This window comes from Streptomyces sp. CA-288835, assembly GCF_050936385.1.
In the GTDB taxonomy this organism is placed as follows: domain Bacteria; phylum Actinomycetota; class Actinomycetes; order Streptomycetales; family Streptomycetaceae; genus Streptomyces.
In genome coordinates this window covers 8,310,646-8,326,132 of record NZ_JBNJMW010000001.1, presented here as the reverse complement: position 1 = coordinate 8,326,132, position 15,487 = coordinate 8,310,646, and the positions used below count along the sequence as shown (strand labels likewise).

Below are 15,487 nucleotides of genomic sequence, written 5' to 3'. Positions count from 1 at the left end.
GGTAGGCTTCGAGTGATGCCCAAGATTCCAGAGAAGATCCACGAACTCACGGTGGGACAGCTGTCGGCCCGCAGCGGCGCCGCCGTGTCCGCCCTGCACTTCTACGAGTCCAAGGGCCTCATCAGCAGCCGCCGCACCGCGGGCAACCAGCGCCGCTACTCCCGTGACACGCTGCGCCGCGTCGCCTTCGTACGGGCCGCGCAGCGCGTCGGCATCCCGCTGGCCACTATCCGCGACGCCCTCGCCGAGCTCCCCGAGGGGCGCACGCCGACGCGGGAGGACTGGGCTCATCTCTCGGAGGCCTGGCGCTCCGAACTCGACGAGCGCATCAAGCAGTTGAGCCGGCTGCGCGACCATCTCACGGACTGCATCGGCTGCGGCTGCCTGTCCCTGGAGAACTGCGTGCTCTCCAACCCGGACGATGTGTTCGGCGAGAAGCAGAGCGGTTCTCGGCTCATGGTGGAGCGGCGCCCCGCCGGGACCAAGCAGCGCAAGACCGTCGGGCAGCGAGAGCGGGCGTGCGAGCCCGAGGGCAGCTGCTGACACAGCCTCCGAGCAGAGTTCCGCCCCGTCGAGCAGTCGGGCTCAGCGGCTCTCGCGTTGTGGTGGCGGCGAGGACGTACGCTCTGCCCGCTCCCCCGGTTCGTCCTCGTCTTCGTCTGCGTCTGCGTCCTTGTCGGCGATACGGCCCTGTCGCAGCCCCAGTCCCGACGCGATCACCAGCAGTGCGCCGAGCATCACGAAGGGGGCCGCCACGCCCGCGACGCCCGCCACCAGACCCGCCGCGGCCGGTGCCGCGACCTGGCCCAGGCGGTTGCCGGTCAGGCGCAGGGCGAGGGCGGTGGAGCGGGCGTCGGGTGGGGCGGCCTGGACGACCGTGGTCATGGAGAGGGGCTGGCCGACGCCCAGGCAGAAGCCGAGCGCCGCGAGGATCACGGCCAGCGCCCAGACCGGGACCGGCACCGCGATACCCGCGCACAGGCCGGCTGCCAGCAGGCAGGTCGAGGTGAGCAGGGCGCCCCGGCCGAGCAGGCGCAGCATCGGGGTCATCACGAGGCGGCAGGCGATCGTTGCCGCCGCGCGCAGGCTGAGCAGCAGGCCGATGACGGACGGCGGGATGCCGCGGTGCTCGCCGACCACCGGCAGGTACGCGGTGAGGATGTCTGTGGCCGACAGGACGGCGAGGCTGATGAAGATGCCCGCCGGTACGCCCCGGCGGCGCAGGATGCGGTGTACGGGGACCCGTTTCCCTTGGGGCGTACGGGACTTGGCGGGCGTACGGTGCTCGATGCGCCACAGCGAGGTGAACGCGACCGCCGCTCCCGCGCCGGCGACGAGCAGGGCCAGCGCGCTGGTGCCCGCCATGTCGGGGCCGCCGATCAGGGCGCCCGCGGCGATCGGTCCGACCAGTTGGCCGAGGGAGGCCCCGATGGTGAAGTGGCCGAAGTTGCGGTCCTGTTCGTGCGGGGCGGACTGGCGGGCCACGATCGACTGCGCGCCGATCACGAAGCAGAGGTGACCGAGGCCCATCACTCCGCTCCACGCCGCCATCGCCACCAGGGAGTTCGCGACACCGCTGAGGGCGCAGCCGCCCGCGATCAGTACGACGCCGATGGGCAGCAGGGGCGCGCACCGGCCCTGGTCGGTCCTGCGGCCCAGCGGTACGGCGACGAACAGCGGCAGCAGCGCGTACACGCCCGCGATCACACCGACGGCGGCCTCGTCCGCGCCCAGCGCGAGGGCCCGGTAGGAGACGGCGGGCCGCGCCATCGACACCGCCCCCTGCGCGAAGCTGAAGGCGATGACGAGGCGTAGCAGCCAGCCGCGGTTCCCACCGGGCCTCACGGGGTCCTCCAAGGGGTCAGAAGAAGGGGATCAGATGATTCCGAACAGGATCCCCGCACCGAGTACCACGAGGGAAGTCAGCGCAGCCCACTTGACCACGAACTTGGTGTGATCGCCGAACTCCACCTTCGCCATCCCCACGAGGACGTATACGGCGGGCACGAGCGGGCTGGACATGTGCAGCGGCTGGCCGACGAGCGAGGCGCGGGCGATCTCCAGCGGCGACACCCCGTGTGCGGCGCCGGCTTCGGCGAGCACCGGCAGGACGCCGAAGTAGAAGCCGTCGTTCGACATGAAGTACGTGAGCGGCAGGCTCAGGAAGCCGGTGACGATCGCCATGTGCGGGCCCATGCCCTCGGGGATGCCGTCGACGAGCCACTTCGCCATGGAGTCGACCATGCCGGTGCCCTGGAGGACGCCGGTGAAGACGGCGGCGGCAAAGACCATCCCGGAGACGTTGAGGACGTTCTCGGCGTGGGCGCCGAGGCGGGCCTTCTGGTCGGGCATGTGCGGGAAGTTCACGGTCAGCGCGAGCGCGGCACCCAGGATGAACAGGACCGGGATCGGCAGCCACTCCATGATCATCGCGGTGAGGAGGGCGATCGTGAGCAGCGCGTTGAACCAGTACAGCTTGGGGCGCAGCGTCGGCCGGTTGGGGTCCAGACCCTGGAGTCGTACGTCGTCCTCGTCGTCGTCCGCTGCGTCGGAGGCGTCGGTGCCGGAGCCCGCGCCGCCGGTGGTCTTGCCCGTACGGCCCTTGCCGTCACCGGAGCCACCGGCACCGGCACCCACCAGCACCGTCTCGGTCTCCGGCTGCTTCTCGTCCTCCTTCTCCAGGACGACCTTGTCCGACTCCAGGACCTCTTCGAGGCTCAGCACCCCGAGCCGCTTGCGCTCGCGGAGGCCGAGTACGTACGAGAGGAAGATGACGAAGAGCAGGCCGACGGCGAGAGCCGGGATCATCGGGACGAAGATGTCGCCGGCGTCGAGCTTGAGCGCGGTGGCTGCGCGGGCGGTCGGGCCGCCCCAGGGGAGGGTGTTCATGACGCCGTTGGCGGTGGCGGCGACGCCGGTCATGACGACGAGGCTCATCTTGAGGCGCTTGTAGAGCGGGTACATCGCCGAGACCGTGATCATGAAGGTGGTCGAGCCGTCGCCGTCGAGCGAGACGATCGCGGCGAGCAGGGCCGTACCGACGACGATGCGCAGGGGGTCGGCCTTGCAGAACTTCAGGATGCCCCGAACGATCGGGTCGAAGAGCCCGACGTCGATCATGACGCCGAAGTAGACGATGGCGAACATCAGCATCGCGGCGGTGGGCGCGAGTTGGCCCACTCCTTCGATGACGTAGTCGCCGAGATGGGCACCCTTTCCGACGAACACACAGAAGAGTGCCGGGATCAGTACGAGCGCCGCGATCGGCGACATCTTCTTCATCATGATCAGGACCAGGAAGGTCGCGATCATGGCGAAGCCAAGGAAGGTGAGCATGTGGATACCTAACGTTCGCCCTTGAACAGCCACCAGGGCCGGCGGTTGGGGCGACGTTAGGGCGGTGACACAAGCGTTAACAAGACGTTGACGTGCGAGCAATAAGCGCAAAAAGCCTGGTCAGGGCGTTGTCCCTGTTGGCGAGACCTCTACGGATATGCCATTGAGGACCGCGTTGCCCGACAGCGGGTCGAGCAGCGAGCCGTCGAGAAGCTGGTTGACGTTGACTCCGGGGTCGGTGGCGGCGTGGCTCATACGGGTGCCCGGACGGTCGTGACCCCAGCCGTGCGGCAGGCTCACGACCCCGCGCCGGATGCCGTCGGTGACCTCGGCCTCAGCCGTCACCTCTCCCCCGGCGCCCTTGATCCGTACGGCGCCCCCGTCCGCGATCCCGAGGCGTGCCGCGTCGTCGGGGTGGAGGTGCAGGGTGCAGCGGTTGGTGCCGCCGGTCAGGGCGGGGATGTTGTGCATCCAGCTGTTGTTGGAGCGCAGATGACGGCGGCCGACGAGGACGAGGCCCTCGGGGCGTTGACGCAGGGCGTCCCTGAGGCGCGGCAGGTCGTCGGCGATCGGCTGCGGCAGCAGTTCGACGCGTCCGCTGCGGGTCTTGAGGGGTTGCGGAAGGCGCGGCTGGAGCGGTCCGAGGTCGATGCCGTGCGGCGCGTCCAGCAGCTTGTCCAGGGTCAGCCCTTCCCGCCGTACGCCGAATCCGTCGCCGTACGGGCCGAGGCGCAGCATCATGTCGAGGCGTCGCTCGGGGCCGTTGTCGCCGGTGAGCAGGGCGGCGAGTTCGCGGGGGTCGCGGCCGTGCACCGGGGAGTGCGGGTCCTTGACGGCCTTGCCGAGGGTCTGGTCGATGACCATGGCGTCCACGGCGGAGGGGTCGGTGCCGTGCATGCCGGTCGCGGCGAGGATGAGCCGGGCGAGGATCTCGGTCTCGGCCATGCGGCCGGGTTCGAGGGGGACGGCGGCGCGGGTGTAGCGGACCTGGTTGCGTATGGCGAAGTGGTTGAAGGCGAAGTCGTGGTGCGGGCTCTGCGAGGGCGGGGGCGGCGGCAGTACGACATGGGCGTGGCGCGAGGTCTCGTTCAGGTACGGGTCGACGCTGACCATGAAGTCGAGCGAGTCGAGGGCCTTGTCGAGACGGTCGCCGTCGGGTGTGGACAGGACCGGGTTGGCGGCGATGGCGATGACGGCGCGGACGGGCTGGCCCTCGGCGGTCGCGGTGTCGATCTCCTCGGCGAGCGCCGCGATGGGCAGTTCGCCCTTGGCTTCCGGGTGGCGACTGACCCTGCTGTGCCAGCGTCCGAGGGCGAATCCGCGGCCGGGTCCGGCGGGGCGGGGCGTCTTGGCGGTGGCCTCGTGCGGGAAGAGGGCGCCGCCGGGCCGGTCCAGGTTGCCGGTGAGGATGTTCAGCACGTCGACGAGCCAGCTGGCCAAGGTGCCGTGCGGGACGGTGCAGCTGCCGATGCGGCCGTACACGGCGGCGGTGGGCGCGGCGGCCAGCTCGCGGGCGAGCGCCCGGATCGTACCGGCGTCCACGTCGCACGCCTCGGCGACGGCTTCGGGCGTGAAGTCCCGTACGGCATCGCGGAGTTCGTCGAGTCCCTGCACCAGCTCGGTGAGTTCGCCGAGGTCGGTGAGCTTCTCCTCGTAGAGGACGTACGTCATGGCCGCGAGCAGCAGGGCGTCGGTGCCGGGGCGGATGGCGACGTGCCGGTCGGCGAGTTTGGCGGTACGGGTGCGGCGCGGGTCGATCACGGTGAGGGTGCCACCGCGCGCCTTGATCGCCTTGAGCTTGCCGGGGAAGTCGGGTGCCGTGCACAGACTTCCGTTGGATTCCAGGGGGTTGGCGCCGATCAGCAGCAGGTGGTCGGTGCGGTCGAGGTCGGGTACGGGGATCGCGGTCGCGTCACCGAAGAGCAGCCCGCTGGAGACGTGCTTGGGCATCTGGTCGATCGTGGAGGCCGTGAAGAGGCTGCGGGTGCCGAGGGCGCCGAGCAGTACGGGCGGATAGAGGGCGCCGGCCATGGTGTGGACGTTCGGGTTGCCGAGGACGACGCCGACGGCATGCGGTCCGTACGTCTCGACGACCGGCCGCAACCCCGCCGCCACCGCGTCGAACGCCTCCTCCCAGGTGGCCTCGCGCAGCTCACCGTCCTTGCGCACCAGTGGCGTACGCAGCCTGTCGGGGTCCGAGTCCACAGCTCCGAAGGAGGCTCCCTTCGGGCAGATGAACCCCTGGCTGAACACATCGGCGCGGTCGCCGCGGGCGCCGGTCACCCGGGTGCCCTCGATGGTGAGCGTCAGCCCGCAGGTGGCCTCGCACAGGGGGCAGATACGCAGGGCGGTGCGGGAGTCGGTGGTGGTGGACACGGGCCCTCCGGTGGGGTGGCGACGTCGGCACGCGGACTGCCACCGAGCATACCGAGCGGTATGCCCGGTGGGGAGGCCTTCCGAGGGTCGCGCTTGATGGTCACGCTTAGTCGAGCACTCGCGCCAGGTACGACCGCAACAGCTCCCGCGTCTCCTCGATGATCCGCTCGTCGCCCGACGCACTGAGGCGGAAGGCGAGTTGGACGAGGGTGTCGGCGGCCTCGACGGCGACCAGGAAGGTACGGCGGAGGTCGTCGTCGGGGTCGCGGCCGAGATAGGCGGAGAGCATGTCGGTCAGGCGGTCGGCGACGCGGGTGTTGGGTTCGGTGTCCCGGGTACCTACGGGGATCTGGTTGCCGAAGTCGACCAGGGCGAAGCCGGGCGCGGTGCGCTTCATAGCGAGGTACTCGTCGAGCACGGCGTCCATGGCCGTCCGCCAGCCGCCCTCCCCCTCCGCCGCTTCGAGGCGCTGGGTGACACGTTCGGCGTAGCGGTCGAGGTTGCGCTGGGCCAGCGCGTCGGCCATGGCGCGCTTATTGCCGAAGAAGCGGTACACGGAGCCGATGGGGACACCGGCGCGCACGGCGACGGCCCGGGTGCTCAGGGCGTCGTAGCCGACCTCGTCGAGGAGATCGGCGCAGGCGTCGAGGATCCTGGTCAGTCGTTCCGCGCTCCGGCGCTGGACGGGCGCACGGCGCAGCGAGGTCGCTTGAGGCACGGGCAACATCATGCCTTTCCGGCGTGGTTCGGGGAACCGCGCCCCCCTGTACGCCGGTCGCGCTCCCGCTCGCTCACCTGCGGAGTCGGCGCAGGAGAAGTCGCGGTGGTCGGTGGCTCGGGGGTCGTCGTGGGAGACGGCTCGGGATCGGAGACGGTGATGTCCGCGGTTCTCTCGATTGGTTCACCATCGACGGCCCACACGGTGTCGTCGTCGGCATGGAGGCGCACGGTGATCTTGTGCGTGCCGCGGGTGACGGAGCTGCCGGGCAGATGGTGGGCGGGGTCGCGGAGCTCGGCTACGGGGCGCCCGTCCACTCGCAGGAGGGCATAGCCGCGCCCTTGAACGGCCGTCTCCTTCCCGCCGGCCGGTGAGAAGCGGAAGTCCTCGAGGGTCAGGCGGACATTCCAGCCGTCGCGGGCGTCGGGCAGCACTTCTATCCGGACCTCGGGTGCGCGCTTCTTGTCCACCTCACGGTAGTTCCGCCCCTCTTCGTCCGTGTCTTCCAGCACCTTGCCCACCGGTGACGGCCTTGCCCCGTTGCCCTCGCCCGCGCCGCCGCCCGAATCGCAGCCCGTGATTCCGGCGAGCAGGGCACCGAGGAGGGCACAGACGGCGAACGCGGCGAGGAATCCGCGCGTCCACGACATGTCGGTGACACTAAGGCACCGGTCTGACAGGCGAATCCCTCTCAAGTCTGGTTCTTGGGTACTACAGCGGTCTTGGCGCGATCACGCCGATCGCTTCCCGGCCACACCTCTGCAGACCTCGCCGCATGTCTTGCGGACGGAAATCCTGAATCCTACGGTGTTGCATAGGAATAGGAGCGAGGGCGCAAGGGAGCGACCATGAACGGGGATGCGCGGAAGACCGCCGAGGCATTGACGTACCTCTCGGGCTTCGGCAATGAGCACAGTTCGGAGGCGGTGCCGGGCGCGCTGCCGATCGGCCGCAACTCGCCGCAGCGCGCACCGCTCGGGCTGTATGCGGAGCAGCTGAGCGGTTCGGCGTTCACGGAGCCGAGGGCGCAGAACCGCCGCTCGTGGCTGTACCGGATCCGCCCGTCCGCCGCCCACCCGGCCTTCGCCCGCACCGACAACGGCACCCTCCGCACGGCGCCCTTCACCGAGACAGCGCCGGACCCCAACCGGCTGCGCTGGAACCCCCTGCCGGAGCCCGAGCCGGGCACGGATTTCGTACGGGGCCTGTGGACCCTCGGCGGCAACGGCGACGCCACCCAGCGCACCGGTATGGCCGTGCACCTGTACCACGCCAACTCCTCGATGGAGCGGGTGTTCAGCGACGCCGACGGCGAGCTGCTGATCGTGCCGGAGCACGGCGGGCTGCTGCTGCGCACCGAGTTCGGGCTGCTGCACGCGGAGCCCGGGCATGTGGCGCTGATTCCTCGCGGGGTGCGCTTCCGCGTGGAGCTGCTCGACGACGCTGTACGCGGCTACGTCTGCGAGAACTACGGGGCGCCCTTCCAGCTCCCCGAACTCGGGCCGATCGGCGCCAACGGGCTTGCCGCCGCGCGCGACTTCCAGGCTCCGGTCGCCGCGTACGAGGACGTCGAGGGCCCGGTGGAGGTGGTGAACAAGTTCTGCGGGAACCTGTGGACCGCGACGTACGACCACTCTCCGCTGGACGTCGTCGCCTGGCACGGCAGCCATGTGCCGTACGTCTACGACCTGCGCCGTTTCAATGTGCTCGGCACGATCTCGTACGACCACCCGGACCCGTCGATCTTCACGGTGCTGACCTCGCCGACGGACACCCCGGGGCTCGCGGGCGTCGACTTCGTCGTCTTCGCGCCGCGTTGGCTGGTCGGCGAGGACACATTCCGGCCGCCGTACTTCCACCGGAATGTGATGAGCGAGTACATGGGGCTCATCGAGGGCGCGTACGACGCGAAGGCGGAAGGCTTTGTTCCGGGCGGGGGTTCGCTGCACAACATGATGTCGGCGCACGGGCCCGACCGGGAGACCTTCGACCGGGCGAGCGCCGCGGAGCTGCGTCCGCAGAAGGTCGACGATGGGCTGGCCTTCATGTTCGAGACGCGCTGGCCGGTGACGCTCACGGCGCAGGCGGCACGGGCGGAACACCTGCAACGGGCGTACGACGATGTGTGGCGGGGCCTCGAGCGTCACTTCGGCCCGTTGCACTGAACGCCAGTTGACCGGTACGGATACCTTCGTGACCTCATTCGCCCCGGACTCGATCGTCCTGAACCGCAAGCTGCCGCTCTGGTATCAGGTGTCGCAGTCCCTGCGCGCCTCGATACTCGGCCGGTCACCGGAGGACCCACTGCGCCTGCCCACCGAGGAACAGCTGGCAGGGCACTACGGGGTGAGCGTCCTGACCATGCGCCAGGCGCTCAAGGAGCTGGAGGACGAGGGCCTGATCACCCGCCATCGCCGACGCGGCACGTTCATCGAGCCGAGCGCGCAACGGGGGGCGCCTGTGCGGCTGTTGGGCTCGGTGGACGCGATCGTGGCGCAGCAGTCGGGCATGACGACGGAGCTGCTCGATCACGGCGTGGCGCCGGTGTCGGCCGAACTCGCGGAGTACTTCCCGGAGTTGGCCTCGGTGGCGACGTACCACCGGCTGCGGAGTGACGAGAAGACGGGCGAGCCGACGAATCATGCGCGGAACTACGTGCGGCCGGAACTGGCTGAGCGTATCGACGTGGACGATCTCGTCCGCTGGCCGATGACGAAGGTACTGCGGGACGTGGTCGGCATGCGGATCAGCCGCATCACCGACACGGTGGAGGCTCGGCTGGCCGATCCCGAGACGTCACGGCTGCTTGAGGTGCCGTTGCTCAGCCCGATCCTGCGGTACACGGGGGTTGCGTGTGGTGACGACGGTCGGGTGCTGGATGTGGCGGTGATCCATTACCGGGGGGATCGGTTTTCGTTCACGGTGACGCTTGAGGCGTAGGCGCTCCGCTGGTTGGGCGGTTGGGTTCGTTTTCGACTGACGGTTCGTTGTGGCTGGTCGCGCCCCGCGGCGGAGCCGCTAATGTCACAGCCCCGCGCCCCTTGGGTGGTTGGTGGGTGCGGGGCCGCGGTCCGGTGCATCAGCCCGTCGCCAACAGGGCATACGACCCCTTGCTGACACAGGGCGCAACTGTGCCCAGACCGAAGCTAAGCGACGGACATACGACGCACCGGCCCACGCCCCCTCCCACCGGCGGGAGAGTGCCGGTTTCGTCGAGGTGCGGGCTTGTCGGTTCGCTTGCTCGTCAGGGTGCGGGCAGTCGCAGGCTTCTTAGGGGCGCGGGGAACTGCGCGACCAGCCACAACGCACCCGCACCCGCGACACAACATGCCACCCCACCCCAATAGGCCCCACCCACCCGCCGTAGGCGCCCCACCCCCGACGGGGGCCTGGGGGCGCAGCCCCCAGTTTCGGGAAGGGGCGGGGCTGGGGAAGAGAACCGCCACGACGGACCCGCCGTCGCCCATGCACCGAACCCGCCCCCAGCCAGGCGCCCCCGACAAGCAACGGAGTGTCGTCGTACCATGCCCAGCGTGACGCACGACGCCCCGCTGCTCGCGGACCTCATGCCGTGGTCCGTCGCACCGCCGCGGCTGGGCCGGGCGTGGCCGACGGCCCCCGACGCGGCGTCCCTGAAAGCCCGCTGGGACACGTTCGTAAAGGCCGAAGGCCCCCACAGAGAGGCCCTGTTCGGCATCACCCGCGCACGGAACCTGCACTCGGCAGTGGCCCAACTGCCAGGCCAGTCCAGCGGAACGGGCCGGCTGGCCCGCGCATCGGGCCCCTGCGCGGAGCCCGTACGCGTACTGCTGGGCCCCTTCGACGAGCAGTGGCTGATCCCGGACCACAGGTTGATCGACGCGGCCCGCCCAGAGCTATGGCGGGTGGCGGACGACCAGCAGGTGTTCGCCGTCGAGCAGGCGCCCGCGCCGGACGGCCCCCCGCTGCTCGTCGCGCCGGTGCTCCCCGTACTCCCGCCGCAGCCGCGCCAGCCGAAGAACGCCCCCGCAGCCCGCCCCGGCCGCATCCACCCCCTGTACCGCCGCCCCGGCGGCCTCGAACCGAACCTCGCCCCCGGCCTCGTAGACCACCTCGCCAAACGCCTGGGCCACTCCCCCGCCCCGCTCGACGTCCTCGCCTGGACGGTGGCGGTGGCGCGCCCGGGCCCGGACGGTTGCACCGTCCCGCTCACCGCCGCCCCCGAACTCTGGGCGTACGGCACCGAGTTGGGCCACCGCATGCTCTGGCTGATGCGCCGCGACGGCGACCGCCCGAAACTCCCCGGCGGCCGCCGCCCGTACGTCCGCGCCCCGCTCCCCGCCCGCCCCCTCGAACTGCACTACGACCGCGACGAGGAGACCCTCCACCTCGACGAGGGCCGCATCTCCCCCGTACCGCCCGCCGCCTGGGACTTCGAGGTGGGCGGAGTACGAGTCCTGGACCAGTGGTTCACGGCCCGGACCACTCCCCCGGAGCCCGGCACATTGGAGGCGATCCGCCCCACCACGTGGCCCCAGACTTGGACGTCCGAACTGCTGGAACTGATCACGGTGTTGGCGCTGCTGGCGGAACTGCGGCCTCAGCAGGCCGAGTTGGCCATGGACGCACCCGTCACGGCGAGCGAGCTGCGCAAGGCGGGCGTACTCCCAGTGCCGGACGCGGCGCGCAAGCCCGCCTCGGTACTGGACCACCACGAGGAAGGCCCGGAGGGCCAGTTCGCGCTGATCTAAGGGCTCGGTCGGCGATTGCTGATCGGCGCCGGGCCGTGACATGAGTGCGGCCGGCCCAGGGCCGTCGGCCTCGAAGTCAGCCCGTCGGGAGCACGTTCTATCGTCGTCGCATGGTGTTAAAGATCGATGTGCCGATGGACCTCGTCCGCGGCGCCGTTGATGAGGGTTACGGTGCCGTCGCGGACGCGTTCCGGCGAAACTTCGCCGACGGCAAAGAGGTCGGTGCCGCGTGTGCCGTCTACCGGGACGGGGTCAAGGTCGTAGATCTCTGGGGTGGCTACCGCAACGGCCTGACACGAGAGCCGTGGCAGGAGCACACGCTGGTGCCGGTGTTCTCCACCACCAAGGGGATCGCGTCACTGGCGGTCGCAGTCGCCCACGCCCGCGGACTGCTGAGCTACGACGAACGGGTGGCCGCCTACTGGCCCGAGTTCGCCGAGGCCGGCAAAAGTGACGTCATAGTGCGCCAACTGCTGTCGCACCAAGCCGGGTTGCCGGTCATCGACCGGCCGCTGACGCTGGCGGACCTGGCGGATCCGCACGTGTTGTCCGCTGCACTGGCCGAGCAGCGCCCGGCGTGGACACCGGGGACGCGGCACGGCTACCACGGCCAGTCACTGGGCTACTACGAGAGCGAACTGATCCGCCGGGTGGACCCCCGAGGACGCAGCCTGGGCCGTTACTTCGCCGAGGAGATCGCCGCCCCGCTCGACGCGGAGTTCCACATCGGCCTGCCTTCGACGGTGGATCCGGAGCGGATCGCGCACATCCACGGCTTCGCCGGTTACGAGATGCTCCTGCACGTCGGCGAGATGCCGTTGCCGTTCGTGCTGGCGTTCAGCAACCCGCGCAGCCTCTCCGCCCGGGCGTTCAGCAATCCCCGGGAGTTGAGCAAGGTTGAGGCCTTCAACCGCCCGGACGTGCGCGCCCTGGAGATACCCGCCGTCAACGGCATCGGCGAGGTGCGTGCGATCGCCAAGCTGTACGGCGATGCCGCGACCGGAGGCAAGGCCCTCGGCCTGGACCCGGCCACTGTGGAGGCCCTCACCCATGCCGCCCGGCCTCCTGCCGAAGGGCCGCGGGACCAGGTGCTGCGCGTCGACACCCAGTACTCCCTCGGTTACATGAAGCCCTTTCCCCGATTCCGCTTCGGCTCCTCCGCGGGCACGGCGTTCGGCACGATGGGGCTGGGCGGATCGTTCGCCTTCGCCGACCCGGACACCGGTGTCGGATTCGCCTACGCCATGAACCGGTGCGGCTTCCACTTGTGGGACGACCCGCGTGAAGTGGCGCTCCGCGACGCGCTGTTCTCCACCGTCCTGGGCGAGGCACCGCAGCGTCCGGACACACGCCGACGGTAGTCGTGCTAGCGCGCAAACCCGTCCAGCACCCGCCCCAACGCCCGCTCGAACACCGCCTCCATGTCAATGGGCCCGGAGTCCTCCGCAAACGCCGCCGCCAGCCGCGGATACGCCCCGCTCGCCACCTGTCCCCCGAGGTAGCGGCCACGCACCGCGTTCTCCTGGGCCTCCGACCAGGGCAGTGAGCGCGCCCGCTCGGCGGTGGCGAGCTCGTTCGTCACGTACGTCGTCACCACACCGTTGATCATCGCGATCAGCTCGAACTTCGTGCCGTACGTCCCCTCGAAGGGGTCCAGGCAGGCCAGGCAGTGCTCGAGATAGCGCAGGGCGTTCGGGCTGAATCCGTACACCGGGGACATCAGCGCGGGCAGCCAGGTGTGGCGGAGCATGAGCGCGCGGGCCTGCCGGGCGACCCGGAGCATGTCGGCGCGCCAGTCGCCAGACGGCTCCCACAGCTCTTGCTCGGCGGCGACGGCGTCGACCATCAGCTCGTACAGGTCCTCCTTGCGCGGCACGTAGTTGTAGAGCGACATCGTGCCGCAGCCCAGTTCGGCCGCCACATGGCGCATCGAGACGGCGTCCAGCCCCCGCTCGTCCGCGATCCGCACCGCGGCGGCCGCGATGTCGGCGCGGCTGTACGCAGGGCGCGGGCCGCGTCCCGTGCGCTCGGTTCGGGCCCAGATCACCTCGGGTTCGGACCCGCGTGCTGCCATCTGTCGATCACCTCGTGACCATCCTAGTTACGTACAGCGTACGTAGTGCGCTATGGTCGAGCCATGACTTCTACGTACGCTGTACTTAGTGAAGGGCTCGAGAAGCGCTTCGGGGAGGTCCACGCCCTCCGGGGGCTGGACCTCGCGGTCGCCAAGGGCACGGTCTGCGGGTTGCTCGGGCCGAACGGCGCGGGCAAGACCACGGCCGTACGGGTCCTGACCACGCTGCTGCGGCCCGACACGGGGTCCGCGCGGATCGCGGGGCACGACCTCGCACGGGAGCCGGACGCGGTCCGCCGCGCCATCGGCGTGACGGGCCAGTACGCCTCGGTCGACGGCGACCTCACCGGGCGGGAGAACCTGCGGCTCTTCGCGAAGCTGCGCCGCGTCCCGAAGGCGCATGCCCGCGCCGACGACCTCCTCGACCGCTTCGAGCTCACCGAAGCCGCGGACCGGCCCACGTCCACGTACTCCGGCGGTATGCGGCGCCGCCTCGACCTGGCCGCGAGCCTCATCACGCGGCCCGAGGTGCTGTTTCTGGACGAGCCGACGACCGGGCTCGACCCGGCCAGCCGCAACCAGATCTGGCAGGCGGTGCGTGACCTCGCCGCGGACGGTACGACGGTGCTGCTGACCACGCAGTATCTGGAGGAGGCCGATCAACTGGCCGACGACATCGCGCTGGTGGACGAAGGCAGGGTCGCCCACACCGGCTCGCCCGCCGCGCTCAAGGCGCTCATCGGCTCGTACGCGGAAGTCGTCGTGGCGCATGCGGACGCGATGGCCGCGGCGGCGGTCGTACTCGATCAACTCACCGGCGCCGAACCGCACTTCGATCGTGAGCGGCACGCCGTCGGCGCCGTCACCACCGATCCGACGCTCACGCTTCCCCGTTTGGTGCGCGAACTCGACGCCGCATCCGTGCCGCTGCTCGACGCGAGTCTGCGCCCGCCGAGCCTCGACGACGTGTTCCTGCGCCTGACTGACCGCCCGACCGACCGTAAGGACTTGGTGGCATGAGTGCCCTCGCGTACGACACCACGGCCATGCTCGGCCGGCAGCTTCAGCGGGTCCGGCACAATCCCGGGCTGCTGATCCTCACTCAGACGATGCCGATCACGATGCTGTTGTTCTTCGGCTATGTCTTCGGCAGCGCGCTCGCCATGCCGGGCGCCGAGTACCGCTCGTTCCTGGTGCCGGGGCTGCTGGTGGCGACCGCGGCGAACGGGATCATGACGGGGATGTTCGACGCGGCCCGGGACTCGCACCGGGGCGTGATGGACCGCTTCCGTACGCTGCCGATGAGCCGGGCCGCGGTGCCGCTCGGCCAGGCGGCGTCCGATCTGGTGCTGACCGCCGCGGGGATGGTGCCGTTGCTGCTGGTCGGGCTCGCGGTGGGCTGGCGTGTTGAGGGGTCGGTGCTGGAGGCCGTGGCGGCCGTCGCCCTGCTGCTGCTGTTCCGCTTCGCCATGACCTGGATCGGGATCCTGCTCGGGCTCTTGTCCCAGAGCGAGGAGGCGGCGGGGCAGTTGGGTGGGGCGACCTTCATCCTGCCGCTGCTGTCGAATGCGTACATTCCGACGGACAATCTGCCGGGCTGGCTGCGCACGATGGCCGAGTGGAATCCCATCAGCGCGGTGACGACGGCGGTGCGCGACCTGTTCGGCAATGCGCCGGTGCCGGAGGGTGCCGCCTGGCCCGTGGCGCATCCGGTGGCTGGATCGCTGGCCTGGTGCGCGGTACTGATCGCGGTGTTCCTGCCGCTCGCCGTCCGCCGGTACGCGACCGGCGGACGCTGAGCGTCAACTCCTGTGAACGTGTGAAACCTTCGCACCGCGGGTGGGAAGCGGGTGCGAAGGTGTCCGGGTTCGGCTGCCGGTCAGCGACCGGGGGCGCTGGTCAGCGGCCGCCGAACAGGGAACGGCGCAGTCGGCGCAGGGGGGCGAAGAGCGAGACCCGCCGCACTCGTGCGCGCCTGCTGTTGCGCTCCTGCGTGTGGTCACGTGCGGTCAGCTCACGCATCAGCGAGGTCGCCTCGGTCGTCTCTCCCTGTGGGATGGCGGGGCCACCCAGCACCGAGAGATGACGGTCGAGGCGCGAACTCGTCGCGCTGCTCCCGCAGGTGATCGCAGGGACTCGCGCCCTGCCACGCATTGTTATCTGTTCCATGTCACTCCCCACCCATACGAGGGCACCCGGCCCGGGCAGGTTAACCCTATCGCTCCCTCATGACACTCGTGTATCCCGGGCGCA

The 15,487-nt window shown here is 70.2% G+C and carries 14 protein-coding genes; 7 read left to right on the top strand and 7 right to left on the bottom strand.

Going from position 1 to position 15,487, the window contains the following annotated elements:
• Positions 1-15 precede the first annotated feature (15 nt).
• Positions 16-543, top strand: a complete 528-nt coding sequence (soxR, locus tag ACQEVY_RS37640) for a redox-sensitive transcriptional activator SoxR (protein ID WP_432954119.1) — start codon at positions 16-18, stop codon at positions 541-543.
• A 42-nt stretch (positions 544-585) separates the two neighbouring features.
• Here soxR and ACQEVY_RS37635 read toward each other — a convergent pair whose 3' ends face one another.
• The 5 genes from ACQEVY_RS37635 to ACQEVY_RS37615 all read right to left on the bottom strand — a co-directional run bounded on the left by ACQEVY_RS37635 (position 586) and on the right by ACQEVY_RS37615 (position 7,080).
• Positions 586-1,845: an MFS transporter gene (locus ACQEVY_RS37635; RefSeq protein WP_432954117.1), complete on the bottom strand. Its 1,260-nt coding sequence runs from the start codon at positions 1,843-1,845 to the stop codon at positions 586-588.
• Between the two features lie 30 nt (positions 1,846-1,875).
• Entirely contained in the window at positions 1,876-3,342 is a 1,467-nt protein-coding gene (locus ACQEVY_RS37630; protein WP_432955609.1) for a CitMHS family transporter, read from the bottom strand.
• Positions 3,343-3,456: 114 nt separating this feature from the next.
• Complete coding sequence (locus ACQEVY_RS37625) at positions 3,457-5,712, bottom strand: molybdopterin oxidoreductase family protein (RefSeq protein ID WP_432954116.1); 2,256 nt, start codon at positions 5,710-5,712, stop codon at positions 3,457-3,459.
• Between the two features lie 106 nt (positions 5,713-5,818).
• Positions 5,819-6,439 carry a TetR family transcriptional regulator gene (locus ACQEVY_RS37620; RefSeq protein WP_432955607.1) on the bottom strand — a complete coding sequence of 207 codons (621 nt, stop codon included), beginning with the start codon at positions 6,437-6,439 and terminating at the stop codon, positions 5,819-5,821.
• On the bottom strand, positions 6,439-7,080 hold the full coding sequence (locus tag ACQEVY_RS37615; protein WP_432954115.1) for a nuclear transport factor 2 family protein: 642 nt from the start codon (positions 7,078-7,080) through the stop codon (positions 6,439-6,441). The genes ACQEVY_RS37620 and ACQEVY_RS37615 overlap by 1 nt, the downstream gene beginning before the upstream one ends.
• Before the next feature lie 198 nt (positions 7,081-7,278).
• Between ACQEVY_RS37615 and hmgA the strand changes: the two genes are divergently transcribed.
• From hmgA to ACQEVY_RS37595, 4 genes are all read left to right on the top strand, one after another.
• Positions 7,279-8,595, top strand: a complete 1,317-nt coding sequence (gene hmgA / locus ACQEVY_RS37610; protein WP_432954113.1) for a homogentisate 1,2-dioxygenase — start codon at positions 7,279-7,281, stop codon at positions 8,593-8,595.
• A 28-nt stretch (positions 8,596-8,623) separates the two neighbouring features.
• Entirely contained in the window at positions 8,624-9,370 is a 747-nt protein-coding gene (locus tag ACQEVY_RS37605) for a GntR family transcriptional regulator (RefSeq protein ID WP_432954112.1), read from the top strand.
• Positions 9,371-9,954: 584 nt separating this feature from the next.
• Complete coding sequence (locus tag ACQEVY_RS37600; protein ID WP_432954110.1) at positions 9,955-11,160, top strand: type ISP restriction/modification enzyme; 1,206 nt, start codon at positions 9,955-9,957, stop codon at positions 11,158-11,160.
• A gap of 110 nt (positions 11,161-11,270) precedes the next feature.
• Positions 11,271-12,521, top strand: a complete 1,251-nt coding sequence (locus ACQEVY_RS37595; RefSeq protein ID WP_432954108.1) for a serine hydrolase domain-containing protein — start codon at positions 11,271-11,273, stop codon at positions 12,519-12,521.
• Between the two features lie 5 nt (positions 12,522-12,526).
• On the opposite strand, the gene ACQEVY_RS37590 is transcribed toward ACQEVY_RS37595, so the two are convergent.
• Complete coding sequence (locus tag ACQEVY_RS37590) at positions 12,527-13,234, bottom strand: TetR/AcrR family transcriptional regulator (RefSeq protein ID WP_432954106.1); 708 nt, start codon at positions 13,232-13,234, stop codon at positions 12,527-12,529.
• A 63-nt stretch (positions 13,235-13,297) separates the two neighbouring features.
• Between ACQEVY_RS37590 and ACQEVY_RS37585 the strand changes: the two genes are divergently transcribed.
• Complete coding sequence (locus ACQEVY_RS37585; protein WP_432954104.1) at positions 13,298-14,254, top strand: ATP-binding cassette domain-containing protein; 957 nt, start codon at positions 13,298-13,300, stop codon at positions 14,252-14,254.
• Positions 14,251-15,033, top strand: coding sequence for an ABC transporter permease (locus tag ACQEVY_RS37580; protein WP_432954103.1), 783 nt, complete (start codon positions 14,251-14,253; stop codon positions 15,031-15,033). The genes ACQEVY_RS37585 and ACQEVY_RS37580 overlap by 4 nt, the downstream gene beginning before the upstream one ends.
• Before the next feature lie 100 nt (positions 15,034-15,133).
• Here ACQEVY_RS37580 and ACQEVY_RS37575 read toward each other — a convergent pair whose 3' ends face one another.
• The gene (locus ACQEVY_RS37575) at positions 15,134-15,403 is read right to left on the bottom strand and encodes a hypothetical protein (protein ID WP_432954101.1); all 270 of its coding nucleotides are present in this window, start codon (positions 15,401-15,403) and stop codon (positions 15,134-15,136) included.
• Positions 15,404-15,487 lie beyond the last annotated feature (84 nt).